Below are 21,177 nucleotides of genomic sequence, written 5' to 3'. Positions count from 1 at the left end.
ACCGCGCCTGCAATCGGTCTTATTTTTCCTTTGAAAAACGATGCAGTTTTGAGAACGGTAGGACTCTCAGCCCGCGATTAATTCCTTGATGCGGGAAGCCAGTGCCTCCATCGCAAATGGCTTGGTGATCACATGCATGCCAGGATCGAGATGACCGTGGTTGAGCACGGCATTCTCGGCGTATCCCGTAATGAAAAGCACCTTGAGGCTTGGGCGGTTTGCCCGGATGGCGTCGGCTAGCTGACGGCCGTTCATTCCAGGCAGGCCGACGTCGGTCACCAGCAGGTCGATGTGTCGATCCCCGAAAAGCAATTTGAGCGCCATCGGGCCGTCTGCCGCCTCAAGCGCGGTATAACCAAGATCGATCAGCGTCTCGGTGACAAGCATGCGAATCGATTCCTCGTCGTCCACGATCAGGACCGTTTCTCCACCCTCAGCCCGCGGCGCATCGGACAGCGGAATTGGCGCCGCGTCCTCTTCAGCCGTCTGTCCATTGCGTGGCAGGTAGATCACGACCGTCGTGCCTGCACCGGGGCTTGAATGTATCCGCACCTGTCCGCCCGATTGCCGAGCGAACCCGTAGATCATCGACAAACCCAGCCCGGTCCCGCTGCCGATCGGCTTGGTGGTGAAGAACGGCTCAAACGCCTTTGCGATCACCGCGGGCGGCATGCCGGTACCGGTATCGCTCACCGACAGGCACACATAGGCACCCGGTTCGATATCACGCTCGCGGCCCGCGCGCTCATCGACGTAGCGATCTTGCGTTTCGATCATGATCCTTCCGCCATCGGGCATCGCGTCGCGCGCATTGATGCATAGGTTGAGAAGGGCGTTTTCGAGCTGGCTAGGATCGACCAGCGTCGAGCTAAGCCCGATTGCGAGCGATGTTTCCACCTCGACCGAAGGTCCGACCGTGCGGCGGACCAATTCCTCCATGCCGTGGATCAGGCTATTTGCGTCGGTGGGTCGCGGGTCCAAGGTCTGTCGGCGGCTAAATGCAAGCAACCGATGGGTCAGCGCTGCGGCGCGTCGCGCCGCTCCCTGGGCTGCATCCATATATTTGGTGACATCGGCTCCCCTTCCTTGCGCAAAACGAAGCTGGATCATCTCCAGGCTGCCGCTGATACCGGTCAACAAGTTGTTGAAGTCGTGGGCGAGACCTCCGGTCAATTGCCCGACCGCCTCCATCTTCTGCGACTGGCGAAGCGCGTCCTCCGCAGCCACCAGGGCCTCGGTGCGCTCAATGACCTGCTGTTCCAGCGAGGCCGCCAGCTCGGCCAGCTCACGCTCCGCACGTCGACGCTCTGTCGCGGTGTGCGTTCGCTCCGCCACCTCACGCAGGAACGCGATATCTTCATCGGTCCAGTTACGCGGCGCAGCTTCGTTGACAAAGATCAGAGCCGCGAACTCACCATGCTGTGTCAACGGCATGTTGATGAACGATCTCGCGCTGATCCCTTCCAGCATCTCAGATGTGTCAACAGTGCGCGGGTCGAGGCGAGAATCAGCGACAGTTGCCGTATCGCCGCTCTTCAAGTCCTCGATATACGAGCCATATTCGCGGAAGAGCAGCGTCCCGGCGATCGTCGTCACCCCCGGCGCATTCCAATCACGCTCGATGGTGATCGATTCCGTTACCGGATCGACCGTGCCGTAGCCAGCACGGCTGACGCCCAGCGTCTGTCCCAGAATTTCGGCCGCAACATAGGAGATGTCGGCGGTAAGATCGAGGTCGCGGAATAGATCGTTCAACCGTGCCAGCGCATGACGCTTCAGCTCGGCGTGCTTGGCGGCCGTGATGTCCTGAGAGACACCAGCTATCCGGACCGGACGGTCATTGGCGTCGAAGAAGGGCTGTCCTCGCGATGAGAGCCACCGGATGCTGCCATCGGGCCAGACGATCCGGTATTCGTCGTTGAGTTCTCCGCCCTGATCGCCCGCCTGCATCATGCTGCGGTTGGCCCGCTCCCGATCGTCCGGATGGATCGCGGCGATACGATCCTCGTATTTGAAGGGCAGTCCAGGAGGGCGGCCGAAAAGCGCCTTGCATTCGTCTGAGGCGGTCAACGTCTGCGTCGCGAGTTCAAAACTCCATGTACCGAACCCGCCCGCCCTCAGCGCGAGCGCCAATTCACGCTCGCGCTCCTGCTGCGTACGCAGCCGTGACGTGACTTCGGCCATCAGCGCAGCATTGTCGCGCTCCAGTCCTGTCAGGCGCTCCCGCTCCAGCGTCACATCGACCTGGCTGGCGAAGAAGTAGACGAGCTGCCCATCGACATCGAACACGGGGGCCATCAGCAGACGATTCCAGAACGCCTCGCCGTCCTTACGATAATTGCGGATGTCTACCTCGATAGGTTGCACCTGCTTTACCGCATCATGGAGCGCTTGGCGCGTGGCTGGATCAGTTTCCTCTCCCTGAAGGAAACGACAATTGCGACCGACGATCTCGCTGCGTTCATACCCCGATAACCGGCAGAATGAATCATTTGCAAAAACCACCGGATTATCTGGAAGGCGCGGATTGGTAATGATCATAGGCATGCGCGTGGCATGAACCGCTGCCACGAACGGGTCGGTATGGCGCTCGAGCCCCGCCAACTCGTTAGCGATGCGCTCATCATCGGCGACGCTTTGACCTGAGCGGTCGATGGTAGCATTCGGATCGGACAACGTACTTCCTCGACTTCAAACGCGCCGCGCAGGCTTACGGACCGCTATGTAAGGCATACGATGACGCGAAGCATCCTTTTTTGGACAGAACGTGAACATTGCTCCGCTCTGCGTGTGTCATGGTATACGACGCAACTCTGTGATTTTTCTAAACCTTTGGTCTTCCCAGTGGTTGAAGCGCGCAGGGAGATTGGAGCGTGTGCCACGTACTTGTGATTGAGGATGAGCCGCTGATAGCAGACTATCTGGGCGACATAGCTGAGCTGGCCGGCGCTACGTCGATCGCCCTTGCCATCAGTGAGGAGGATGCATTGACGTTGGCCCGATCGATGCCCCCGGTCGTCATCCTGTCCGATGTTGATCTGAAGCATGGTGGTACTGGACCGAATGCCTGCGCCGCAATCCGAAGCGAGTTGGGGCCTATACCCGTCATCTTTATTACGGGAACGCCTGAGCTATGCGACCCGTGCGATTATGCAGCGGCGATCCTCCGCAAGCCAATTAAACATCAACATGTGATCGAGGTATTCCGTAGGGTAGCGCCATAACCGGCGTCGTAGGTTGCCATCCGTTTGGCGAAAGTCGATGCAGAACGGCGACATTTCGGAGTAAAGGACCCAAAGTCAGCCGTTCCGCGCTTCGTGTTCGCTCCCGAGAAGCCGGCGCTCGTTCAATGCCTCTAAGAGTGCTCGGGTCACCCGCCTGGCCCAGGAGCATTAAAATGCTAGCATGCCAGACTATGGATGTGATCATACGGGCGGCCGGTCTCGCGGACGAAGAAGCGGTGGTGGAAATGTGGCGTGCCTGCGGCCTTACAACGACCCATAATGATCCGGTAGCCGATGTCAGGCGTGCTATCGCAGGATCAGCGTCAAGTGTCTTGGTCGCGGAGGAGGCGTCTGAGCTGATCGTCGGAGCGGCGATGCTGGGACACGACGGACACCGCGGCTGGCTCTAATATATAGCTACCGACCCGAGTTATCGCCGCAAGGGCGTTGGCCGAGCGCTAATCAACGCCGGCGAGCGCTGGTTGCGTGACCGCCAGATCCCGAAGGTTCAGCTCATGGTACGCGAGGCAAACGCCGCTGTTGCGCCATTCTACGAGCAGCTCGGCTCGAGAAGACTCCGCGCATCATCATGGCGAAGTGGCTGACACCGCCCGATGGTAGTTGCCAAGCCTGACACTTTCGAACACCCATCGCATGGGTCGAGCGACCGACCCACATCTGGCCGTTCGCGGCTTGTTTCCGGCTCCCCAACTTTTGCCATCCATTCAGGTCTAGACCGAGGGGCGTGCGCCACCGCGCCGATCTGATGAGCCGATGCTGCGGCGTGCCGGCCGGGACGGCGGAGGAGCAAGTCCGCCGGGGGCTGGTTACGCAGAACGAGCCAATCGGCGTGCTGCCCGCCCGTGAGGGGGTGGATGTGCTGGCATGGCGGGAGCTACCGGGAAACGCCGCGACTTGGGCGAAGCTCGACGGCGTTCGCCATCGCCTGAAAACGGAAGCCTGCTATTGCTCCGTTCTCGATGGATGCTGGACAAGCGACCTGACCGCGACGGCTCAACCGCATCATGTCGATCAATGCGAGCCGATCTCCGATGGCTACACCGGGTAACCCACGATCGTTGATCGGAAATTGCTACACTTGACCGCAAGCGCCGTCAGTCGGCCTGCATGACCGCCAATTCTAGACCGTTGGGGTCGAGAAAGTGGAAACGCCGACCTCCGGGGAACCCGAAGATCGGCTTGCTGATTGCTCCCCCTTCGCGCTCCACCGTGGCCTGAGCCGCTTCAAGATCTTCCCCCAGAACAGCGGCTAGGGGCGTAGCAGGCGCTTCGCTCATATCGCCTTGAAGCCCGAGATCGACATTGCCCGACATTGTGCATGAGTAACTAGGACCGAAGTCGGTCAGCTTCCAACCGAACACGGTCGAGTAGAAAGCGCGAGCCGCCCCTAGATTGCGCGCGGGAAGCTCAATGAAGTTGATACGAGCCACGGTCATGACCTCCTATGCTCGATTGCGAACGCGCTTGGCTGGCAAGCCGGAGACGCACCGGATTACCCATGGGTTGAGCTGATCCGCGTCAGTGAGCATCGCCTCGGGAACGAGGACATACGATTTACTGGGTGGCTGGTCCGGGCCGTAGCGAAGCGGCGCGGCACCGGGCAGCGCCAGCATCGCATCGCGCTCGCTACCGGCGAGCTTGAGCCCCAATCCAACGTCCGACAGCGAAGCGAAGGGCTTTCCGTCCGCGTAGGCCATGATCCCGCCGAACATGGGCCGAAAGGCTACGTCCAGTTCGGACGGTACTGCTTCGGTCAATATCGCCTGCAACAGCTTGGGATCGTGCGCCATGCGGGCTCCTTCCGTGCCGCTGGCCTATAGCACGCCTCCTGACAGCGCTTGTCAGCATTATACTGCTCAGCCTCAAGCTGCTGCTGCCAGCGCTGCAACAGCACTGCGCGACGTTCGGGGTAGCAGGCCCCCACATCGGCAGTAGCGATCCGATCCAACCGGAAATGCCGAAACGCATTGCGCAGCTCGCACCAAGCGATCACGAAACGGCCATCTTCCATGAAGGCGACTCCGATCGGCCACAACGTCCGTTCGGAAGGGGCACCGTTGGCATCGCGGTAGGAGACGCGAACCTTCCGGCAACCCCGAACCGCATGTCGGAACAGGCCGGTCCCCACCGTCTCCATGGGCTGGGGTAAATCTGGCCCCACGAAGACACCGGGTGTATCGGCGAACTCGCGCGCCGGTTTTGATAGGACCGCCTCGATCTTCGCCAAGGCGTCCTGCGCGGCGCGGGCCATGCCGGCATCGGCGCGCTTCTCCACCCACTTGAGCCCGAGCAACACGGCGTCCAGCTCGTCGTTGCCGAAGGCGAGTGGCGGCAGGAAATAGCCGGGGTCGAGGACATAGCCGATACCAGGTTCGCCCCGGATCGGCACGCCGCGAGCGATCAGCGTTGCTACGTCGCGATAGAGGGTCCGCATCGAGACGCCGAGTTCGCTCGCCAGTTCGGCCGCCGTCGTTGGCATGCGCCGTCGTCGGAGGCTCTGGACAACATCGAAGAGGCGGCCGGCGCGTGACACGACGGCATCGTGCCTGAACGATCGCGCTTGGTCGATCTGACTTCACGATGAAGGATCGTTGATCAGGAAAGAGCGTCTTGTACGCTCGCTCGGCCGAAGTCATGCTCCTCGCCTCTGCAAAGGGGGTGCGGGTGCCTACGGTAAATTTCCGCGTCGCAACGGCTAACGATGCTTCAGCAATCGGCGCGCTGCACGTCACGTCGTGGCATGAAACCTATACTGGGCTGCTCCCGCAAGCCATGCTCGACAGCCGGTCGGCCGAAAGCAGAGGTGGGCAATGGCTCTCGACCGCCCCGCCGGCTTGGACGGAGAGCGGGTCTATGTCGCGGAGTGTGCAGGCAAGATCGTAGGCTTCGGGGCGTGTGGCGGCCAGCGTGATGCTACGATGCGCGAGTATGGTTTCCCCGGCGAGATCGGTGCGATTTATGTTCTTCGATCGCAGCATGGCACGGGCCTGGGTCGCACCCTTATAACCCTGATGGCCCGCGATCTGGTCGCACGGCCGTTGTCAGGCGCCAGCCTCTGGGTGCTGCGCGAGAATGTAGGCGCGCGTCGCTTCTATGAGCGTTTGGGCGCACGGTTTTCGCCGAAAGGGCGGTTACGGAAGACGATGTGACAATACACGAGGTCGCATACGGCTGGTCGGACCTCTCCGACCCAATCTGATCGAATCGCCTTCCCGGTAGGATCGTTGATCGGGAAAGCGAATGTCTTCCCAAACCCCAACTTTCGGGTGAAGCGGGAATTGAGGACGGCGTTTAGGCCTGATCGAGCTGGTGTTTCCGGGCATGAAGGATCGTGCCGATGGCGATCAGCACCGCACTCACGAGGTTGAGAATCCGCCATCCGCCAGCCTGGAAAAGGGCGGGCGCGGTGAACGAGCCGAGCGCGCCAGCGGACCAGTAGGCGGTCATATATGCGCTGTAGCGTCGGCTGCGCTCGCCGCCTCCGGTGCGAAGGATGTAGCCTTGGGTCGCCGCGTGCGCGCCGAAACAGCCCGCGTCCATCACCAGCGCGCCAACGGCCAGCCCGGCTAGGCTCGTCGGCGACAGGCACAGGATGACGAAGCCGAGCAGGGCACCGCCCAATCCGGCAAACATCACCCGGCGCGCGCCCCATCGGTCGCTTGCCCGGCTGGCGAGCTGCGCGACGAGCGCGCCCGCGATTCCGATCAGGCCAAAGCCCCCGGCGAAGGCGGCCCCCTTGCTCAACGGCGGCAACGACAGGTGAAGGGAAAGCGCCGTCCAAAAGCTGCTGAACGCCGCGAATCAGCAGCATCCGACCAACGTGGCTCGCCGTAATTCGGGATTGGAGGCGTGTGCCTTGGGGACGGCCAATAAGAGGTCGGGCACCCTCATTAGCGTGTCCGACGCCGGCATAGTGGGCACGGCGAGGACGATGCCGAAACCGCCAAGCGCGGTGAGCCCGGCAATCATCGCCAACGGCGCACGCCACCCGAACGACGTAGCAAGCGCGCCCGAAAGCACCCGGCCGGCGAGAATGCCGGCCGAAACACCCATGACGACCGTTCCTACCGCTCGGCCCTGCGCCTCCGGACGGACGCGCCCCGCCAGCGCGATGCAATGCGCCGTCACCCTGGAGGCCATGCCCCCGAGCAGCAGAGCGGCAAGGAACAAGGGCTCGATCGTCGTGACCGCCGCCAGCGCCAGCACCGCCGCGAGCGCGACCGCCTGTACAGCCACCAGCGTCCGAATGGAGAGGCCATCGCCCAAAGGCACGAGCAGAACCAGCCCCAGCATGTAGCCCAGCGGCCCGGCGCCGGCCGCCAGGCTGGTGATCCACGGCGATGCCGGGAAGGATCGCGCAACCTCCGGCAGCACGGGTTGCAGCACATAGTTGCTCGCCATCGCCGTGCCGGCGAGGATCGCCAGCAGCAGCAGGCGCGCCGACGCTGGCTTATCGGCCATGCCGCTCATTCGTTGACAGCGGCTACCATCTCGATCTCCACCAGCATGTCGGGATCGACGAACGGCTTCACATGCACCAGCGACAGCGCGGGGCCATGGCCGGCGAAGGCCTCGCCATGGGCGCGGCCGACTTCCTCCCAACGGGACACGTCGGTGATGTAGACGCGGGTCTGCACCACCCACTCGATCGCCGAGCCAGCCTCGGCCAACACCGCTGCCAGCTTGTCGAAGATCGTCCGCGTCTGCGCGTACACGTCGCCCTTACCGACAAGCGCGCCCGTTGCGTCGGTCGCCGCCGTCGCGGAGATGAACACCAGCCCGCCCGCCACGACGGCGCGCGAGTAACCCATCCTGGCCTCCCACTGGGAGCCTGTCGAAATGCGGTGCATCGTTCCTCCGAGTCTCTACACTACCTCGGTGGTGTATAACGCTTACTCGCGTTGTGGTATAGGCGTCGCATGACCCCCACTGCCCTTTCCGACGATGCCTTGGCGGCGCTCGCACAGCTCGGCTTCGGACAATACGAAGCGCGCGCCTACTGCGCGCTGCTGGCCCGGTCGCCCATGAACGGCCACGAGGTAGCGAAGGCATCGGGGGTGCCCGCGTCCAAGATTTACGACACGCTGGCCCGCCTCACCGAGAAGGGTGCCGCGCTGGTCGAGCGAGGCGAGCCCGTCACCTATGCCGCGCTCGCCTACGAAGCCGTTCTCGAGGCGGCACGCCGCAAGTTCGAGCGCGCGCACGACATGGCCGCATCGACCTTCGCCAGCCTGCCGGCGATGCCGGATGCGGGGCAGGTCTGGTCGCTGCGGGACCGCGATACCGTGTTGTCGGCCGGCGACGCGCTGATCGCGGGCGCGACCCGCACGGTGTTCGCGGCCTTATGGGACGGCGAGTTGTCCGACCTCCGCCCGGCGCTCGAAGCGGCGGCGCGGCGGGGGTGCGCGGTGCATGTGGCGATCTACGGCACCGCCGCGCTGGACGGGCCGGCAACCTACGATCTGACCCTATGCGGCCGAAGCGCCGTCGAACGCCTCCACGGGCGGCGTCTGTCCGTGATCGTCGCCGATCGGGAGCGTGCCCTGGTCGCGGAGTTTCATGCCGGCGGAAGCGTGGAGGCGATCTCCACCGCCAACTCGGTCATCGGTCTGCTCGGCATCGAATATGTGAAGGCCGACGTGCTTGGCCGCCTCCTGATCGATGACATGGGCGAGGCTCGCTTCGAGGCGTTGCGTCACGATCCTGGCGTCGTGGAAGCCCTCCTGCGAGCTTGATCGCCATTCCCTAAAGGATCGTTGATCGGGAATTGCTGATCGCCCGTTCCCATCGGTGAGCATCCGGCTAGGAGGAGCCGATCGCGAGAACAGGTGAACGGCGTGCATCTTCCTGCTGGTTACACGGCGCATCAGCAAACCCCCGAAATCGAGGATTACCGGCGCTTGCGCCGCATCTGCGGCCTTACGCCCCGGAGTGTCGCCACTGCCGAAGCCGGCCTCCCCAACACCGTATTTGCCCATGAAGGTCAGACGATCGGCATGGGTCGCATTGTCGGGGATAAAGCCCTGTTCCTTCACGTCGTGGATATCGCGGTCGATCCTGAGCATCAGGGCACGGGCTCGGGAAGGTGGTTATGGCAACACTCATGGCGCATATCGAGGCGAACGCTCCGGCGGAGGTCCACGTCAGTCTCATGGCAGACGGGGAGGCTCACCGCCTCTATGCACAGTTCGGATTTGAACCCGTCGCGCCCCGTTCCCTTGGCATGGCAGTATGGATCAACAAGCAATGACGACGGCCCTCCTCATCATCGACATGCAACAGGCGATCCTCGCCGGGTTGGCCGATCTGGATCGACAGCCCGATATTGACGCCAAGTTCAGCGAAGTGGCCGGTCGCCTCGGTGAGCTGAAGCGCAAAGCTGAAGCGGCCGGCCTCCCCGTCGTCCTCGTCCAGCACGACGGCGACGCCGGGCATCGCTTGGAAGTCGGGACGGCTGGCTGGCACTTCCGAAGTGAGGTTGAGCCTTCGCCTGACACGGCGATCGTCCACAAGCGGAGCTGCGATGCCTTCCACGACACGGACCTGGGCGAGCGCCTGGAAGCCCTGGGTATAGACCAGCTCGTGATCGGGGGGTGCGTGACGCAATTCTGTGTCGATACCACTACCCGGCGCGCCGTCTCGATGGGGTTCGACGTGACGCTCCCCGAAGACGGCCACACTACTGCCGATCTTGGACCGCTCACCGCTGAACAGATAATCGACCACCACAATCGACTCCTGTCGGGGTTCGATGCGGGATCGAAAGCGGTTCGGGTCGTCCCGTCATCGGCTGTCCGCTGGTGACATAAACGGGCGGCACGCCATTCACGACAACGATGGTCAAACGGGAATGGGATCAGGTGATCCGTTCGCAGCGAGTAAGCTGCGCTGGTCCTACAGGCGAGATGAAGTTGGCCCAAACGGCGTTGTGATGCTCGATGACCTTCTGCGCGGACAGATAGGGACGATCGCCGGTCGTATGACCGTCTTCGGGAACGATCGTCTTATACCCAAGTGCCAACGCGCTTCGGACAGTGGTGTCGACGCAGAAGTCCGTCGCGCACCCCGTCACGATCAACTCGGTGACCTCAGCCTCGGCAAGGGTGTCCGCGAGAGTGGTCCCCAAAAAAGCATCGCAAGAGGCTTTGGTGATAATCGTATCCGACGCCTCCACGGTAAGGGCATGATGGATAGCGTGACCGGGCTGCGAGGGATGAAGGTCATTGTCCTCCGGTCCGCAATGCTGGATGAAGATGATCGGCGTGCCCTTCGCCCGAAGACGGCCGGCCAGTTCATTGAGCCGCTCAAGCAAGCCATCAGCATCATGACGCGGGCCGGCAAAGAGTCCTTGCTGCATGTCCACCACCAACAAAGCCCGCTTACCCATATCGATTACCCCGGCGTCTTGGCCAATCATTGTGAATAGCCGGTCGGCAACAGACGTTCCACGATGTTCAGGGCGGTCCAATCGGCACAAGAAGCCGCCCATTCTGCGATCTCGATCTTCCCCCGCGCACGGGTGGACGCGGCAAGCGCTGCCTGCCGCGTCAGGGCGTATACGGCGATCCGCGACACGCTACATCCCGCATGTCCGTAGCCCGCTGCAAACACACCTAGGCGGCGCACCTGCTCGGCAGGGGCATGATCGTCATTGCCTAGGTCGAGCCAAGTGAAAGCGGAGTACCCCAAATCCCACAGCCTCTCCCCCGGCTGTGCCGTATCGAAGTCGATCATCGCCGCTGGCATATCGCCCACGAAGACGGTGTTGGTCGGAGCCCAGTCGTTATGGCACGCTACCTCGAACCCGCCCGCCCGGACCGCTGGCATGGCGGCCGTGGCATCGTGAAAGCGGCGAAGCAGGTTGGCGGCTGCTGCGAGCTGTTCGTCCGAGTATGGCCCCAGATCAGAGGGCACGACGCCCGGAATGAACGACAGAATTTCGCGCCCAGCATCATCTATGCCCAGGAGCCGAGGCGCATGGTGGAAGCCAGTGCTCTCAAGGTGGAGCAGGCAGGCATGGCCAAACGCTGCGTCGCGCATGATTGTCAATCGGCTCGGGAAGTTGACCCCGTATCGGCGTGCAACTTTGACCCCCTTTTCTGATGGGCAGCCGGGTTGTCCCGGTAGTCCACAGGAGGGCCCCACGGCCGGCGCCGCGCGCCGCCACGAGCGCAGGCGGTGACGGCCGTGGGAGGTGCCTGTGGACCCACCGGGTCAACCCGGGGGATGGGGGTCCGGGGGAAGGGTTTCAGGCGGCTTCGCGGTTCTTGAAGCGCCAGCTCTCGTTGCCGGTCTCGACGATGTCACAGTGGTGGGTGAGCCGGTCGAGGAGCGCGGTCGTCATCTTGGCGTCGCCGAAGACCGTGGGCCACTCGCCGAAGGCAAGGTTGGTCGTCACCACCACTGAGGTCCGTTCGTAGAGCTTGCTGACGAGGTGGAAGAGCAGCTGGCCGCCCGAGAGCGCGAAGGGCAGGTAGCCAAGCTCGTCGAGGATGACGAGGTCGAGCCGCGACAGGTGGTCGGCGATGCGCCCAGGGCGCCCGGCACGGGCCTCGGCCTCGAGCTGGTTCACGAGGTCGACGGTGTTGTAGAAGCGGACCCTCGCTCCGGCCCGGACGCAGGCACGCCCCATGGCGATGGCGAGATGCGTCTTGCCCGTCCCGGTGCCGCCGACCAGCACGACGTTGCGCTGCGCCTCGAGGAAGGCACCCGTGCCGAGATCGCGGACCAGGCCTTCGTTGATGCCGGTGCCGGCGAAGTCGAAGTCGGCGAGCTCCTTGGCGAGCGGCAGCTTGGCGGTCGTCATCTGGTAGCGGATGGAGCGGGCCTGCTTCTCGTCTATCTCGGCCTTGAGCAGGTCGCCGACGACGCGCTGAGCGGAGTGCTGCCGCTTCACGGCATCGGCGACGACCTCGTCATAGGCATGGCGCATGCCGACGAGCTTCAGCGTTCCCATCATCTCCAGGATGGCGTGACGTTCCATAGGACCTCCTCAGGCTGTCGTAGCGGGCGCAGTCGGCGACGGGCTCGCGGCCGAGCCGCAGAGCCTCGGGCGTGGCGATGGTGGCGGGAGCGGCGGTCTGGCGCTGGCGGGTGAGCACGTTGAGCACGACGTCGCGGCTGACGGTGCCGCCGGCGAGCGCCTCGGCACAGGCCGCCTCAACGGCATCCAGCCCGTCCGTCGTCACCGCCGCCAGGATGCCCACCATCTGGCGGTCGCCGTCGGCATGGCCCGCCAGCCTCCGCCTGACGCGTTCCAGCGCCACCGGCAGCGGCCAGTCCTTGAAGGGGGCGCCGTTCCTCAACGCGCCGGGCTTGCGTGCCAGGACGGGCACATAGTGCCACGGGTCGTAGACCGTCTGGTCGCGGCCGAAGCGCCGGGCATGCTCGCCGACGACCTCGCCCTCCTGCCGGATGACGATGCGCTCGGCATAGGCGTGCACCTCGACCGGGCGCCCCGCCGCCTTCGCGTGCACCGAGTATTTATTGTAGTCGAAGCGGACCAGCAGCGTCTTCGACACCGCCGCTGGCAGGGCGTGGAAGCCGTCAAAGGGTCCGCGGTAGGCGATGAGCGCAGGCCGGTCGGCCGCCTCGAACACCTGCTGGACCGTGCAGTCCCTGAGCTCGGGATGCGCGGCACGCTGGGCATGGACGGTGCAGCGGTCGAGCAGCCAGGCGTTGAGCTCGTCGTAGCTCCTGAAGCGCAGCCGCGGCGTGAAGAAGCGCTCGCGCACCAGCCCGACCTGGTTCTCGACCTGCCCCTTCTCCCAGCCCGATGCCGGCGTGCATGCCACCGGCTCGACCAGGTAGTGGCCGCACATCTGCTGGAAGCGCCGGTTGTAGCGCCGCTCACGACCGACGAAGATGGCGTCCACCGCGGTCTTCATGTTGTCGTAGATGCCGCGCTGACAGGCGCCGCCGAAGAAGGCGAACGCCCGGTCGTGGGCGTCGAACACCATCTCCTGGCTCTCGCGCGGGTAGGCCCGCACGAAGAACATCCGACTGTGGCAGAGCCGCATGTGCGCGACCTTCACCGTCGTCGTCACGCCCGCCATGACGACGACCTCATGGCTCCAGTCGAACTGGTAGGCCTCGCCCGGCGCAAAGCTCAGCGGCACGTAGGCCGCCGCCGTGACCGCCGACCGCTCACGCTGCCATGCCGTGGCATAGCGGCGAACGGCATCGTAGCCGCCACGGTAGCCTAGCCCCTGAAGCTCCTCGTACACCCGGACCAGCGTCAGGCGCTCGCGCCGCTGCTTGCGCTCGTTGGCCTCCAGCAGCCGCTCGAGATCCGCCGACCATGGCCCAAGCTTCGGCAGCGGCTGCACCGTCCGCTCGTAGGAGAAGTCCGTCTCGCCGGACCGCAGCACCTTGCGCACCGTGTTCCGCGACACCCGCAGGTCGCGCACGATCTCCTTGATGCTCTTACCCTTGACGTAGAACTCGCGCCGGATGCGCGCCACCGTCTCCACGACCAGCATTCTCCCCGACCGCTCCTGCGCAAAGCGCCGGGCGTGAACCGCTCAGTTCAGGGGGGTCAATTTTGCACGCCGATCAGCCCCGAACGGGGTCAACATTGCAGGCCGATTCACAGCATGATCGGACGGCGCACCGTATCAACGATCCGAACCACGCCGCTCGTGCTGCGACCGCCTGAGAGGGGCAGACCATCCATCCTGCCAACCTATCAAGATCATCACCCTGAGGCTTCCCGTTTGGGAAGGTTTCGCCGAGGAGGCAGGCTCGTTGATCGCACTGGTGGTGCCCTCGAGGAGCCCTTTCCCAAAACCCGTTCCAATTGCTTTGTCCCGAAACTGCGCATCGAGGACGGAGTGGTGGGAATGAGCGACCTCACAGGACGACCGGCCAAAAAGGCCGGCCGGACCCAGAGCCGGCCGTTCGAGCCACCTTACGACTTTCATAGCAGACACTTGTTCATGAAGGCGGCTTCGCTTCCCAACGCCAAGGCGTGAGCGGCTCCACCAATGCAGGCTCGGTCCGACCTCGTCGGGTAATGCGCAGTAACCCACGCTGCTGGAGATGGGCGACCGCGTCTTGCACGGCACGCTTGGAAAGGCCGATCCGTTCGGCAAGCTGCTGATGGCTCACGGTCACTGGCCTTCCCCCTCCGACGCTCAGGATCGCTAAGTAGGCTAGGTAGGCCGAGGGGCGTCGGTCGTGCCCAATGAGGTCACGCATGAGGGTGTCCAGCACGTAAGCATCGATCTGACGATGATCTATCATGCTATAGCAATGATTGCTCTGCTTCGCGGCCGCAAGCCGGACCGGTACGAAGGCGGGAGGAGGTCATCATGATCAAGCATCTCAAGTTCGCCGGTATTGCCACTTCGGACCAGGATCGCGCGCTCGCCTTCTGGACAGAGAAGATGGGCTTCCGCATCAAAACCGATCAGCCGATGGGCGCGCAGCGCTGGATTGAGCTCGGCATCCCCGGCGCGCAGACCGACATTGTCCTGTTCACGCCTGAAGGGCACGAAGATCGCATCGGCACCTTCTTCAACGGATCATTCCACTGCGACGATGTTGACTACACCTATCGGCAGCTCAGTGAGCGAGGGGTGGATATCAGCCCGCCGGAGAAGCATCCTTGGGGCACTTTCGCCCGTTTTCGTGACCCGGACGGCAATGGCTTCATTTTATCAAGCCGCTGACTGTCTTGCGATCGGCCCTGTGTCCGCCGGAGCTACGATCCGTCGGTCTCTTCCTATCGCCGAGCCCACTAATTGCCTATTGCTCAGGTGCTCTACACGTGCAAAACACTGGTGTGTTGGCCGACCATTACGGTGAGGCCGGTTGAGGACTAGCAGCATGCGCTGTTGCCTAAGCCTTGCGGCGTTCGCTGTAGCCGTGCTCGCAACCCAGTCGCCTCTGGCGGCGCAGGAAGCCAAGAGCGGTCAAGCGGCGGTCGATGAGAGCCGCGGCGATGCGCTGACCAACCCCATTTACAAGGGGCCAGAGGTGATAGCCTTCATGGGAGTGCGTCCCGGCTTTCACGTCGCCGAGATCGTCGCCGGTCGGTTCACCCGCGCGCTGAGCCAATCGGTTGGGCCTGCCGGGGTGATTTACGCGATCGAGCCGGCCGAGGTCGTCAAGGTGCATCCGCAGGTTATGGGCATGATGACGGGGTTGTCCGCACAGCCCGGCTACGGCAACATTAAGCTCATGACCGATCCGATTGACGGCGCGACGCTGCCCGGTGGCCTAGACGCGGTCTTCATCCGGCAGAACTACCATGACCTGCATGACCCGTTCATGGGGCCGGCCGACGTCGCAGCGCTGAACCGGAAGATCTATGCAGCCCTCAAGCCTGGCGGCGTCTTCGTCATCCTCGATCACGTCGCAGCAGCGGGTTCGGGCTTGAGCCAGACCGATACGCTTCATCGGATAGATCCTGCCACCGTGAAGGCCGAGGTCACCGCGGCAGGCTTCTTGTTCGATGGACAAAGCACCGTCCTCGCCAACCCGGCCGACCCACACGACAAGAACGTCTTCGACCCCTCAATCCGCGGGCGAACAGATCAATTTCTATACCGATTCCGCAAGCCACAGTAGGGAAGACCCACGTCCGGTCGTCCGTTCACGAAAGACACTGCCGATCTCGGATGCCCGCTTCTAGTTTTTAGCAGGGAAAGCGCTGATCAAAATCGCCGTCACGCGAGTGCCGATCCCTCAAAGGGTTGCAATCGGATCGTCAGTGTGTCGCCCTCCGCGGCTGAGGTATCGCTACTCCATGCGTTTTCATCTCCGAGCCACGCGAAGTGGAGGTCACGAGACGCCAACTCCCTCCACATGTGGTCCAAAGATCAGACCAGACGATCCTCGTTTGGTGACCGCCTTCGGACCAGATTTCCGATCCTTCGGCGATCGCCATCGAACCGAACAAATGGACCCGCAGGATCTCCAGCTTGTCCGTTGCCGTGCCCGGGCCTCTCCTTTCCGCTTCCGCTATCAAGGCCGCGCGGGTCAGAACCTTGCCTCCAGGATCGCGGCGAAATCATCAGAGGTGAAGCGCCTGAGAAACGCCGCCTCACCGCCACGGGCAACGGACGCCGCCCATTCCGCCTCCGCGCTCCGGATGTAAGTCTCTCCCCCGGCTGGTGCGGAAGCGTTGGACGAGCCTGGCGAGCACCTCGCGGTTGCGGGCTTGGAGGTCGTCAGCAGAAAAGCCAGGAGGGCCGAGGACATGCTCATCCCGATAGCTTAACGATCTCGGCTTCACCGCCACAAGGGTCGATTGGTTGGCTTCTGAAAGGCCATAACCAAACGCAAGCCGCCGGTAGGTCTGCCGGTACGAGCCAGTTGCAATCATTCGCGGGTGGTTTTCAGCTCCTCGACTTTGACCGTTCATTCAGCTTGGAATTGGGTGTTCAATATTGGTTTTAAGTCATTGGTCCGGCACTCGCCAGCCTGAGCTTCGGCCGCAAGTACGCTCCTTGAGACCGCCTCCGATCTCCGCTGGCCATAGCCGTGGCCATAGGCGGAAGAGGTGATGGCAACCACGAGGCGGCAGGCCGGAATCACGTAGATCTTGTTCCCGCCGTTCCCCGATGCGAACGACACTGGTATCGCCTTGCCGGCGATCTGCTGGACCTTGCGAGACCAGAAATAGCCGTACTGATCGGCATAAGGGCCATCCGCCCCAATGCTCACGCGCGGCGCCAGCATCGACGCGACCCAACTGGCGCTGACGATCTGGCGCCCCCGGTTCGCCCGTTGTTTCGGACCAGCTCGCCAATCGCGGCGAGATCGCGCGTAGTCAGCAAGAGATTGCCCTGTCCCTTCGTCATCCCGGAAGTGTCGCTCTGCCATTCCCAGCAGGTGATCCCCAGCGGCCGGAATAGCCGCGCGCGGGCGAAGTTGCTCATCTTCTCCCTGGTCGCTTTCGCGACCACCACGCCGGCAGTATAGGCCGTCGCCGAATTGTAGCGATACCGCGTGCCGGGCGCGTCGCCCGATGGCACCTGGCGGACGAAGGCTATGGGATTGCTCGACGCATCCATCCGATCTTCGTTGCCGGGCGAGGCAGGGTCTTCATCGAACGCCGCCAAGCCAGAGCGCATCGATAGCACGTCGCGGAGAGGGACCACGCCGATGGCGCTGCTGGCGGCTTCCCGCCAGTGCCGCGCCACTGGATCATCAACAGACTTGATCTCCCCGTGATCAATGGCGATGCCTACAAGCAGCGCAGTGACGCTCTTGCCGGCCGATCGGATATCGTGAAGTTCGGTCGCGGAAGCACCATTGTAGTATCGCTCCGCAATGCGACGACCGCCGTGTACGATTACGACGCCGCGAAGGGCAGGATGTTCGTCGCCGTCCCAACTCGCGAGCACCGCCTCCAGGTTGGGCGTCTCCGATGGAATGGCGGCGGATGCCAGCCCCACCAACGCAACAAACCCGCAAGCTTCACGCCCCCTCATCGCGTTCCCCAACAATGCCCGCGCGCTGCGCGGTAGCATCGTCCTCCGTCGGTCGTCAGCCCCTTTTCGAACGAACCCGCAGGAAGGCCGCAATATACCGCCTCGACCAAATCGGTACGCGTCGGCGAGCTCGGCCCGTCGTCGGCCACTCAGCGCGGATGGCTGTATCAGACAAGCAGCCGCTCATTTATTTTTTGCCGGAGCGCTCTTTCGCGAGCAGCTTCACCTGCCGCCACCGCGTGGCTTGCAAGGACGAGGCATCTAGCCCCCCCTACCCAGCCCTCCTTACCGAGCGGTGCATTTGGTCTGACAGCATCCGAGCGACTGTTTACAGATAAGGCGAGTGGGGCGAAGGCCGCAGAACGGACTTCGCTAGACGTGACGACCACATGACGGTATAGGAACGGCACCGCCCGCCCAACAGTTGTATCCCGACGCGGCGATTCGCCGCCGATGATGGAGACGATCATGGGCGAGACCACTGACAAGCTGAAGGCTGCCGGCAACAAGCTGGCTGGCGGTGTCAAGGAAGCGGCTGGCAAGGCGACCGGCAACGCCGATCTCGAAGCCAAGGGCGATGCCCAGCAGCTGAAGGGCACGGGTCAGGACGTGAAAGGCAGCGTAAAAGGCGCTCTCGGCGACAAGATCTAAGACGCAATCCTTTCTGACTGAAAAGCGTCGCCTCGGACCTTCCGGGCCGGGGCTTCTGCTATCTGCCGTAGATCGATATGGCCGGGCGGCGCTGCCGCCCGGCTTTTCGCATCAGTAGCGCGCCGTCGGAGCGTAAGGCGCCCGCTCCCGCTCGATTTCCTCAGTAGTGTAGGGCGAGGCGGCCTCGTCAAAGCGTTCCCAGCCGGCTTCACGATATGCGGCATGGCGCGTCGCGACGTCGACCGACTTGTTCCGATCCAGCGTTTCCTCGACATAGGCGACTTGGCCGTCAGGCGCCTTGACGCTAACCAGCGTGCCGCCACGGCGAACACCTTCCGAATAGAAATGAGCTTCCTCGTCGCTATGGCCGGCATTCTTCAGCGCGCCGACGATCGAGCCGGTCGCAGCTCCACCAGCCGCGCCGATACCGGCGCCTGCAGCTGTCGCGGCCAACCACCCAGCGGCGACGATTGGACCCAGACCCGGAATTGCCAGCAGCCCTAAACCGGCCAGCAGGCCGCCCGCGCCGCCCAGGACCGCGCCCGCCGATACGCCACGGGACACATCGCCGTGCTCGTTGACGCCCTCATGGTCCTGCGTGCCATGCTGGCCATGGGCATTGTTGGCCACGAGGCTGATATCGTCGTGCGGGATGCCGAGCGCTTCGACATCTGCCACAGCGTTGGTCGCGTCCGAATAATGATCGAACAGGCGGCTTACGGTCTTCGACATGCTACTCTCCTATGGTCTTAAAGCTCAGCGGGTGATGACGTTGCCGCGATAGTCGAGGCCGATCAGGACGTTCTGTCCGTCCTTGGTCGCCGAGCCCTGCCAAACGCCGTTGGGATTTTTCACGAGCTTGCTGACGTTGGTATAGCCGGCCTTCTCGATCCGGCCTTTGGCCTGGGATTCCGTGAAGGAATTTGCGCCTTTCGCGGCGACCGAGGTCTCACCGACCTTGGGGTCCTTGATCGCCGGATTATGAGATCCGGCTTGCGCAGCTCCGGTAGTGATGGACGCGACGACGGCGGCAATAAGGAATGTCTTCATTGCATGGCTCCCTTCCTAAGGCCGACACAACGCAAAAGCCCAAGGTTCGAGCCATCCGGTCGAATGAGAGCTACCCAACACCCAAAAGTTTCGGAATCAGAACGAGAAGTGGGTCAGCGGTGGCCTGCCCTGCTAGGGTGGTTCGCCTGGTAAGTTAGGGTCCCGGCGAACATGGTCGCCCTGCTGGGGTGATCCGACCGAGCCACTCGCGCACAACATTGGCGGTAAATTCTGCGCCGTTATCGGATCTGATATGCACGGGCGGTCCGTGTCGGGCGAACAGATCGTCTCGTGGCTCACATCCATCCCGCGCTCGAACAGCAGATCCTCGATGTTCCGCAGCGATAGTGGGAACCGCACATACGTCAGGCCCACCAGCCGGATCACCTCAGGCGAGGAGTGAAGTAGCGAAAAGGGCTCGCGGACCGGGGCTTGTAGCAGCGCATTCCGCAAGCTTAGCCCCCGTCTATAGCGAGGGGAATTGGTTCTAACAGCGCCTGATGAGGCGATGCCCGGTTCACGGTGTCTCAGGTCGGAAGCCGCTCCCTTCGGATCGGCAGATCCGCCGAAAGGACATACATGTTGCAGCTTACCTCGCGCACGATGATAGCCGTGTTTCTCACCTTGTCAGCGGCGGGGCCCGCCATCGCTCAGTCGGACGCAGGTTCCACTGACGATCACGCAGGCCCGACTAAAGGGTTCTATGTCGTCGGCCGTGTCGGTGGAACCGTCGCCAACAAAGGCAAGCTCGATATCGATTCATCGGTTCTCAAGAAGGACGCCAAGTACAAGGCCGGGCTGACCGGCGAGATTGGCGGCGGTTATGATTTCGGAATGTTCCGGCTTGAGCAGACGATCGGTTACTCGGATCTCAAGCTCGATCGTAACAAGTCGAGCGGCGACGGCGTCTCTTCCGCCGGACGCGCGAAAGTCTTCAGCGTTCTTCTCTCCGGCTTCGTCGATATCCCCGTAAGCCGTCTCGTTACACCTTATATCGGCGGCGGTGCGGGCATCGCGCGGGTAGAGTCAAACCTGTCGAGCATCGACACCGTCTCCGGCAACTCAAGCAGCTTCAATGGCAAAAAATATGGCCTCCTGCTCCATGCCGATGCGGGCGTTGGCTTGAACGTCGCGCCTCACACCACGCTCGAGGTGGGCGGTCGCTATACGCGGATCAGCGGCATGAAGTTCAAGGGCGAGAACCTGGGCGTCGACACGACCTTCAAGCCCAAGCTTTCGAGCCTCTCCGGTCTGGTCGGCGTACGCTACACGTTCTGAGGAACAGACAGGTTCCGCTACCGCCCCGGCCAAACTCCGGCCGGGGCGGCGAAGATACTCAATCGGTGGCGCGGGTCTTCGCCGTACCAGCCGCAGCGGTGTCTCACAGACAGCGAAAGGCTTCCGACGATGAAATCAACCCAACATTCCTCACAACCATCGATTGTCGCGGCCATCGTATCCGCCGCGACCCGATCGATGAGCAATGGCCTGTCGCCCGGTCTCGTTCTGGTGACCGCCGCATTGCCGCTTCCGCTAGGGGGTTGCGTCGCCTGGGACGTCGCCACGCTCCCGGTAAAGGCAACGTCGAAGGCAATCGACTGGACTACCACCAGCCAGGACGAGGCTGACCGCAACGGCGGTCGCAGGATGCGCAAAGCCGCACAACGCGACAGGCAGATGGGAGACGCTTGCGGGCGGCGCAGCGGCGACTGCCGCGGTGCCGATGGCGTACCGATCTATTTCGAGCGGGTAGACCAGCCCGAGGCTGATCCGCGCGGCCAATAGTCCGC

General features: G+C 63.1%; 28 protein-coding genes and 1 pseudogene. 12 read left to right on the top strand and 17 right to left on the bottom strand.

The window, feature by feature from the left end; translation table 11 throughout:
- Nucleotides 1-66: 66 nt before the first annotated feature.
- On the bottom strand, nucleotides 67-2,676 hold the full coding sequence (locus K8P63_RS05535) for a PAS domain-containing protein (protein ID WP_223798830.1): 2,610 nt from the start codon (nucleotides 2,674-2,676) through the stop codon (nucleotides 67-69).
- A gap of 197 nt (nucleotides 2,677-2,873) precedes the next feature.
- Between K8P63_RS05535 and K8P63_RS05530 the strand changes: the two genes are divergently transcribed.
- The 3 genes from K8P63_RS05530 (at nucleotide 2,874) to K8P63_RS05520 (ending at nucleotide 4,293) form a co-directional block, all read left to right on the top strand.
- Nucleotides 2,874-3,224, top strand: coding sequence for a response regulator (locus K8P63_RS05530; RefSeq protein ID WP_223798829.1), 351 nt, complete (start codon nucleotides 2,874-2,876; stop codon nucleotides 3,222-3,224).
- Nucleotides 3,225-3,637: 413 nt separating this feature from the next.
- Complete coding sequence (locus K8P63_RS20985; protein ID WP_223799752.1) at nucleotides 3,638-3,829, top strand: GNAT family N-acetyltransferase; 192 nt, start codon at nucleotides 3,638-3,640, stop codon at nucleotides 3,827-3,829.
- Nucleotides 3,830-3,969: 140 nt separating this feature from the next.
- Entirely contained in the window at nucleotides 3,970-4,293 is a 324-nt protein-coding gene (locus tag K8P63_RS05520; RefSeq protein ID WP_223798828.1) for a hypothetical protein, read from the top strand.
- Between the two features lie 46 nt (nucleotides 4,294-4,339).
- Here the strand turns inward: K8P63_RS05520 and K8P63_RS05515 are convergent, their stop codons facing one another.
- The 3 genes from K8P63_RS05515 to K8P63_RS05505 are packed head-to-tail and all read right to left on the bottom strand — an operon-like array spanning nucleotide 4,340 to nucleotide 5,724.
- Entirely contained in the window at nucleotides 4,340-4,681 is a 342-nt protein-coding gene (locus K8P63_RS05515; protein WP_317629352.1) for a VOC family protein, read from the bottom strand.
- A gap of 6 nt (nucleotides 4,682-4,687) precedes the next feature.
- The gene (locus K8P63_RS05510; RefSeq protein ID WP_223798827.1) at nucleotides 4,688-5,035 is read right to left on the bottom strand and encodes a TfoX/Sxy family protein; all 348 of its coding nucleotides are present in this window, start codon (nucleotides 5,033-5,035) and stop codon (nucleotides 4,688-4,690) included.
- Nucleotides 4,999-5,724, bottom strand: coding sequence for a helix-turn-helix transcriptional regulator (locus tag K8P63_RS05505; protein ID WP_263282693.1), 726 nt, complete (start codon nucleotides 5,722-5,724; stop codon nucleotides 4,999-5,001). The genes K8P63_RS05510 and K8P63_RS05505 overlap by 37 nt, the downstream gene beginning before the upstream one ends.
- A 331-nt stretch (nucleotides 5,725-6,055) precedes the next feature.
- On the opposite strand from K8P63_RS05505, the gene K8P63_RS05500 reads away from it, so the two are divergent.
- Entirely contained in the window at nucleotides 6,056-6,394 is a 339-nt protein-coding gene (locus K8P63_RS05500; protein WP_223798825.1) for a GNAT family N-acetyltransferase, read from the top strand.
- Between the two features lie 142 nt (nucleotides 6,395-6,536).
- Here K8P63_RS05500 and K8P63_RS05495 read toward each other — a convergent pair whose 3' ends face one another.
- From K8P63_RS05495 to K8P63_RS05485, 3 genes are read right to left on the bottom strand one after another with little or no spacing between them, the layout of a single operon-like run.
- On the bottom strand, nucleotides 6,537-6,989 hold the full coding sequence (locus tag K8P63_RS05495) for an MFS transporter (protein WP_263282692.1): 453 nt from the start codon (nucleotides 6,987-6,989) through the stop codon (nucleotides 6,537-6,539).
- Nucleotides 6,990-7,046: 57 nt separating this feature from the next.
- Nucleotides 7,047-7,706 (bottom strand): MFS transporter, encoded by a 660-nt coding sequence (locus tag K8P63_RS05490; RefSeq protein WP_223798824.1) that lies wholly within the window; start codon nucleotides 7,704-7,706, stop codon nucleotides 7,047-7,049.
- 5 nt (nucleotides 7,707-7,711) lie between these two features.
- Nucleotides 7,712-8,056 (bottom strand): Rid family hydrolase, encoded by a 345-nt coding sequence (locus tag K8P63_RS05485; RefSeq protein WP_223798823.1) that lies wholly within the window; start codon nucleotides 8,054-8,056, stop codon nucleotides 7,712-7,714.
- Nucleotides 8,057-8,194: 138 nt separating this feature from the next.
- Between K8P63_RS05485 and K8P63_RS05480 the strand changes: the two genes are divergently transcribed.
- The 3 genes from K8P63_RS05480 to K8P63_RS05470 all read left to right on the top strand — a co-directional run bounded on the left by K8P63_RS05480 (nucleotide 8,195) and on the right by K8P63_RS05470 (nucleotide 10,049).
- Complete coding sequence (locus K8P63_RS05480) at nucleotides 8,195-8,980, top strand: TrmB family transcriptional regulator (protein ID WP_223798822.1); 786 nt, start codon at nucleotides 8,195-8,197, stop codon at nucleotides 8,978-8,980.
- Between the two features lie 261 nt (nucleotides 8,981-9,241).
- The gene (locus K8P63_RS20980; RefSeq protein WP_398288852.1) at nucleotides 9,242-9,574 is read left to right on the top strand and encodes a hypothetical protein; all 333 of its coding nucleotides are present in this window, start codon (nucleotides 9,242-9,244) and stop codon (nucleotides 9,572-9,574) included.
- Entirely contained in the window at nucleotides 9,477-10,049 is a 573-nt protein-coding gene (locus K8P63_RS05470) for a cysteine hydrolase family protein (RefSeq protein ID WP_398288493.1), read from the top strand. Before K8P63_RS20980 ends, K8P63_RS05470 begins: the two co-directional genes overlap by 98 nt.
- A gap of 52 nt (nucleotides 10,050-10,101) precedes the next feature.
- Here K8P63_RS05470 and K8P63_RS05465 read toward each other — a convergent pair whose 3' ends face one another.
- The 5 genes from K8P63_RS05465 to K8P63_RS20975 all read right to left on the bottom strand — a co-directional run bounded on the left by K8P63_RS05465 (nucleotide 10,102) and on the right by K8P63_RS20975 (nucleotide 14,444).
- Nucleotides 10,102-10,662 (bottom strand): cysteine hydrolase family protein, encoded by a 561-nt coding sequence (locus K8P63_RS05465; protein ID WP_223798820.1) that lies wholly within the window; start codon nucleotides 10,660-10,662, stop codon nucleotides 10,102-10,104.
- Nucleotides 10,659-11,285 (bottom strand): phosphotransferase, encoded by a 627-nt coding sequence (locus tag K8P63_RS05460; RefSeq protein WP_223798819.1) that lies wholly within the window; start codon nucleotides 11,283-11,285, stop codon nucleotides 10,659-10,661. The genes K8P63_RS05465 and K8P63_RS05460 overlap by 4 nt, the downstream gene beginning before the upstream one ends.
- 208 nt (nucleotides 11,286-11,493) lie before the next feature.
- Nucleotides 11,494-12,228 carry an IS21-like element helper ATPase IstB gene (gene istB / locus K8P63_RS05455; protein WP_223796966.1) on the bottom strand — a complete coding sequence of 245 codons (735 nt, stop codon included), beginning with the start codon at nucleotides 12,226-12,228 and terminating at the stop codon, nucleotides 11,494-11,496.
- On the bottom strand, nucleotides 12,161-13,726 hold the full coding sequence (gene istA / locus K8P63_RS05450; RefSeq protein WP_223796967.1) for an IS21 family transposase: 1,566 nt from the start codon (nucleotides 13,724-13,726) through the stop codon (nucleotides 12,161-12,163). The genes istB and istA overlap by 68 nt, the downstream gene beginning before the upstream one ends.
- A gap of 454 nt (nucleotides 13,727-14,180) precedes the next feature.
- Entirely contained in the window at nucleotides 14,181-14,444 is a 264-nt protein-coding gene (locus tag K8P63_RS20975; RefSeq protein ID WP_398288849.1) for a MarR family transcriptional regulator, read from the bottom strand.
- 113 nt (nucleotides 14,445-14,557) lie between these two features.
- On the opposite strand from K8P63_RS20975, the gene K8P63_RS05445 reads away from it, so the two are divergent.
- Both K8P63_RS05445 and K8P63_RS05440 read left to right on the top strand, forming a co-directional pair.
- The gene (locus K8P63_RS05445; protein ID WP_223798818.1) at nucleotides 14,558-14,917 is read left to right on the top strand and encodes a VOC family protein; all 360 of its coding nucleotides are present in this window, start codon (nucleotides 14,558-14,560) and stop codon (nucleotides 14,915-14,917) included.
- 196 nt (nucleotides 14,918-15,113) lie between these two features.
- Entirely contained in the window at nucleotides 15,114-15,818 is a 705-nt protein-coding gene (locus K8P63_RS05440) for a class I SAM-dependent methyltransferase (RefSeq protein ID WP_223798817.1), read from the top strand.
- 792 nt (nucleotides 15,819-16,610) lie between these two features.
- On the opposite strand, the gene K8P63_RS05435 is transcribed toward K8P63_RS05440, so the two are convergent.
- Both K8P63_RS05435 and K8P63_RS05430 read right to left on the bottom strand, forming a co-directional pair.
- Nucleotides 16,611-16,931: a hypothetical protein gene (locus K8P63_RS05435; RefSeq protein ID WP_223798816.1), complete on the bottom strand. Its 321-nt coding sequence runs from the start codon at nucleotides 16,929-16,931 to the stop codon at nucleotides 16,611-16,613.
- Nucleotides 16,913-17,686 (bottom strand): serine hydrolase domain-containing protein, encoded by a 774-nt coding sequence (locus K8P63_RS05430; RefSeq protein WP_223798815.1) that lies wholly within the window; start codon nucleotides 17,684-17,686, stop codon nucleotides 16,913-16,915. Before K8P63_RS05430 ends, K8P63_RS05435 begins: the two co-directional genes overlap by 19 nt.
- A 468-nt stretch (nucleotides 17,687-18,154) precedes the next feature.
- Here K8P63_RS05430 and K8P63_RS05425 point away from each other — a divergent pair, with 468 nt between their 5' ends.
- Nucleotides 18,155-18,337, top strand: a complete 183-nt coding sequence (locus K8P63_RS05425; RefSeq protein ID WP_223798814.1) for a CsbD family protein — start codon at nucleotides 18,155-18,157, stop codon at nucleotides 18,335-18,337.
- A 111-nt stretch (nucleotides 18,338-18,448) separates the two neighbouring features.
- Here the strand turns inward: K8P63_RS05425 and K8P63_RS05420 are convergent, their stop codons facing one another.
- The 3 genes and pseudogenes from K8P63_RS05420 to K8P63_RS21080 all read right to left on the bottom strand — a co-directional run.
- Nucleotides 18,449-19,069: a hypothetical protein gene (locus tag K8P63_RS05420; protein ID WP_223798813.1), complete on the bottom strand. Its 621-nt coding sequence runs from the start codon at nucleotides 19,067-19,069 to the stop codon at nucleotides 18,449-18,451.
- Nucleotides 19,070-19,093: 24 nt separating this feature from the next.
- Nucleotides 19,094-19,387 (bottom strand): hypothetical protein, encoded by a 294-nt coding sequence (locus K8P63_RS05415; protein WP_223798812.1) that lies wholly within the window; start codon nucleotides 19,385-19,387, stop codon nucleotides 19,094-19,096.
- A 282-nt stretch (nucleotides 19,388-19,669) separates the two neighbouring features.
- A pseudogene (locus K8P63_RS21080) lies at nucleotides 19,670-19,833 on the bottom strand (IS6 family transposase); the annotation flags it as partial.
- 133 nt (nucleotides 19,834-19,966) lie between these two features.
- On the opposite strand from K8P63_RS21080, the gene K8P63_RS05405 reads away from it, so the two are divergent.
- Together K8P63_RS05405 and K8P63_RS05400 are read left to right on the top strand one after the other, a co-directional pair.
- The gene (locus K8P63_RS05405; RefSeq protein WP_223798811.1) at nucleotides 19,967-20,665 is read left to right on the top strand and encodes an outer membrane protein; all 699 of its coding nucleotides are present in this window, start codon (nucleotides 19,967-19,969) and stop codon (nucleotides 20,663-20,665) included.
- Nucleotides 20,666-20,794: 129 nt separating this feature from the next.
- A complete protein-coding gene (locus K8P63_RS05400; RefSeq protein WP_317629351.1) occupies nucleotides 20,795-21,172 on the top strand; it encodes a hypothetical protein in 378 nt (125 codons plus the stop codon).
- Nucleotides 21,173-21,177: the final 5 nt, after the last annotated feature.

The organism is Sphingomonas nostoxanthinifaciens (assembly GCF_019930585.1).
Taxonomy (GTDB): domain Bacteria; phylum Pseudomonadota; class Alphaproteobacteria; order Sphingomonadales; family Sphingomonadaceae; genus Sphingomonas_I; species Sphingomonas_I nostoxanthinifaciens.
Note: the sequence above shows the minus strand (reverse complement) of the source record. Positions and strands in the feature narration are given on the sequence as shown.

Excerpts from the sequence above, each read along its gene's own strand:
- K8P63_RS05515 (WP_317629352.1), bottom strand. The coding sequence starts at position 4,681 with ATGACCGTGGCTCGTATCAACTTCATTGAGCTTCCCGCGCGCAATCTA.
- K8P63_RS05510 (WP_223798827.1), bottom strand. The coding sequence starts at position 5,035 with ATGGCGCACGATCCCAAGCTGTTGCAGGCGATATTGACCGAAGCAGTA.
- K8P63_RS05505 (WP_263282693.1), bottom strand. The coding sequence starts at position 5,724 with ATGCCAACGACGGCGGCCGAACTGGCGAGCGAACTCGGCGTCTCGATG.
- K8P63_RS05500 (WP_223798825.1), top strand. The coding sequence starts at position 6,056 with ATGGCTCTCGACCGCCCCGCCGGCTTGGACGGAGAGCGGGTCTATGTC.
- K8P63_RS05490 (WP_223798824.1), bottom strand. The coding sequence starts at position 7,706 with ATGGCCGATAAGCCAGCGTCGGCGCGCCTGCTGCTGCTGGCGATCCTC.
- K8P63_RS05485 (WP_223798823.1), bottom strand. The coding sequence starts at position 8,056 with ATGGGTTACTCGCGCGCCGTCGTGGCGGGCGGGCTGGTGTTCATCTCC.
- K8P63_RS20980 (WP_398288852.1), top strand. The coding sequence starts at position 9,242 with ATGGGTCGCATTGTCGGGGATAAAGCCCTGTTCCTTCACGTCGTGGAT.
- K8P63_RS05470 (WP_398288493.1), top strand. The coding sequence starts at position 9,477 with ATGGATCAACAAGCAATGACGACGGCCCTCCTCATCATCGACATGCAA.
- K8P63_RS05465 (WP_223798820.1), bottom strand. The coding sequence starts at position 10,662 with ATGATTGGCCAAGACGCCGGGGTAATCGATATGGGTAAGCGGGCTTTG.
- K8P63_RS05460 (WP_223798819.1), bottom strand. The coding sequence starts at position 11,285 with ATGCGCGACGCAGCGTTTGGCCATGCCTGCCTGCTCCACCTTGAGAGC.
- istB (WP_223796966.1), bottom strand. The coding sequence starts at position 12,228 with ATGGAACGTCACGCCATCCTGGAGATGATGGGAACGCTGAAGCTCGTC.
- istA (WP_223796967.1), bottom strand. The coding sequence starts at position 13,726 with ATGCTGGTCGTGGAGACGGTGGCGCGCATCCGGCGCGAGTTCTACGTC.
- K8P63_RS20975 (WP_398288849.1), bottom strand. The coding sequence starts at position 14,444 with ATGCGTGACCTCATTGGGCACGACCGACGCCCCTCGGCCTACCTAGCC.
- K8P63_RS05445 (WP_223798818.1), top strand. The coding sequence starts at position 14,558 with ATGATCAAGCATCTCAAGTTCGCCGGTATTGCCACTTCGGACCAGGAT.
- K8P63_RS05435 (WP_223798816.1), bottom strand. The coding sequence starts at position 16,931 with ATGCTGGCGCCGCGCGTGAGCATTGGGGCGGATGGCCCTTATGCCGAT.
- K8P63_RS05430 (WP_223798815.1), bottom strand. The coding sequence starts at position 17,686 with ATGAGGGGGCGTGAAGCTTGCGGGTTTGTTGCGTTGGTGGGGCTGGCA.
- K8P63_RS05425 (WP_223798814.1), top strand. The coding sequence starts at position 18,155 with ATGGGCGAGACCACTGACAAGCTGAAGGCTGCCGGCAACAAGCTGGCT.
- K8P63_RS05420 (WP_223798813.1), bottom strand. The coding sequence starts at position 19,069 with ATGTCGAAGACCGTAAGCCGCCTGTTCGATCATTATTCGGACGCGACC.
- K8P63_RS05415 (WP_223798812.1), bottom strand. The coding sequence starts at position 19,387 with ATGAAGACATTCCTTATTGCCGCCGTCGTCGCGTCCATCACTACCGGA.
- K8P63_RS05405 (WP_223798811.1), top strand. The coding sequence starts at position 19,967 with ATGTTGCAGCTTACCTCGCGCACGATGATAGCCGTGTTTCTCACCTTG.
- K8P63_RS05400 (WP_317629351.1), top strand. The coding sequence starts at position 20,795 with ATGAAATCAACCCAACATTCCTCACAACCATCGATTGTCGCGGCCATC.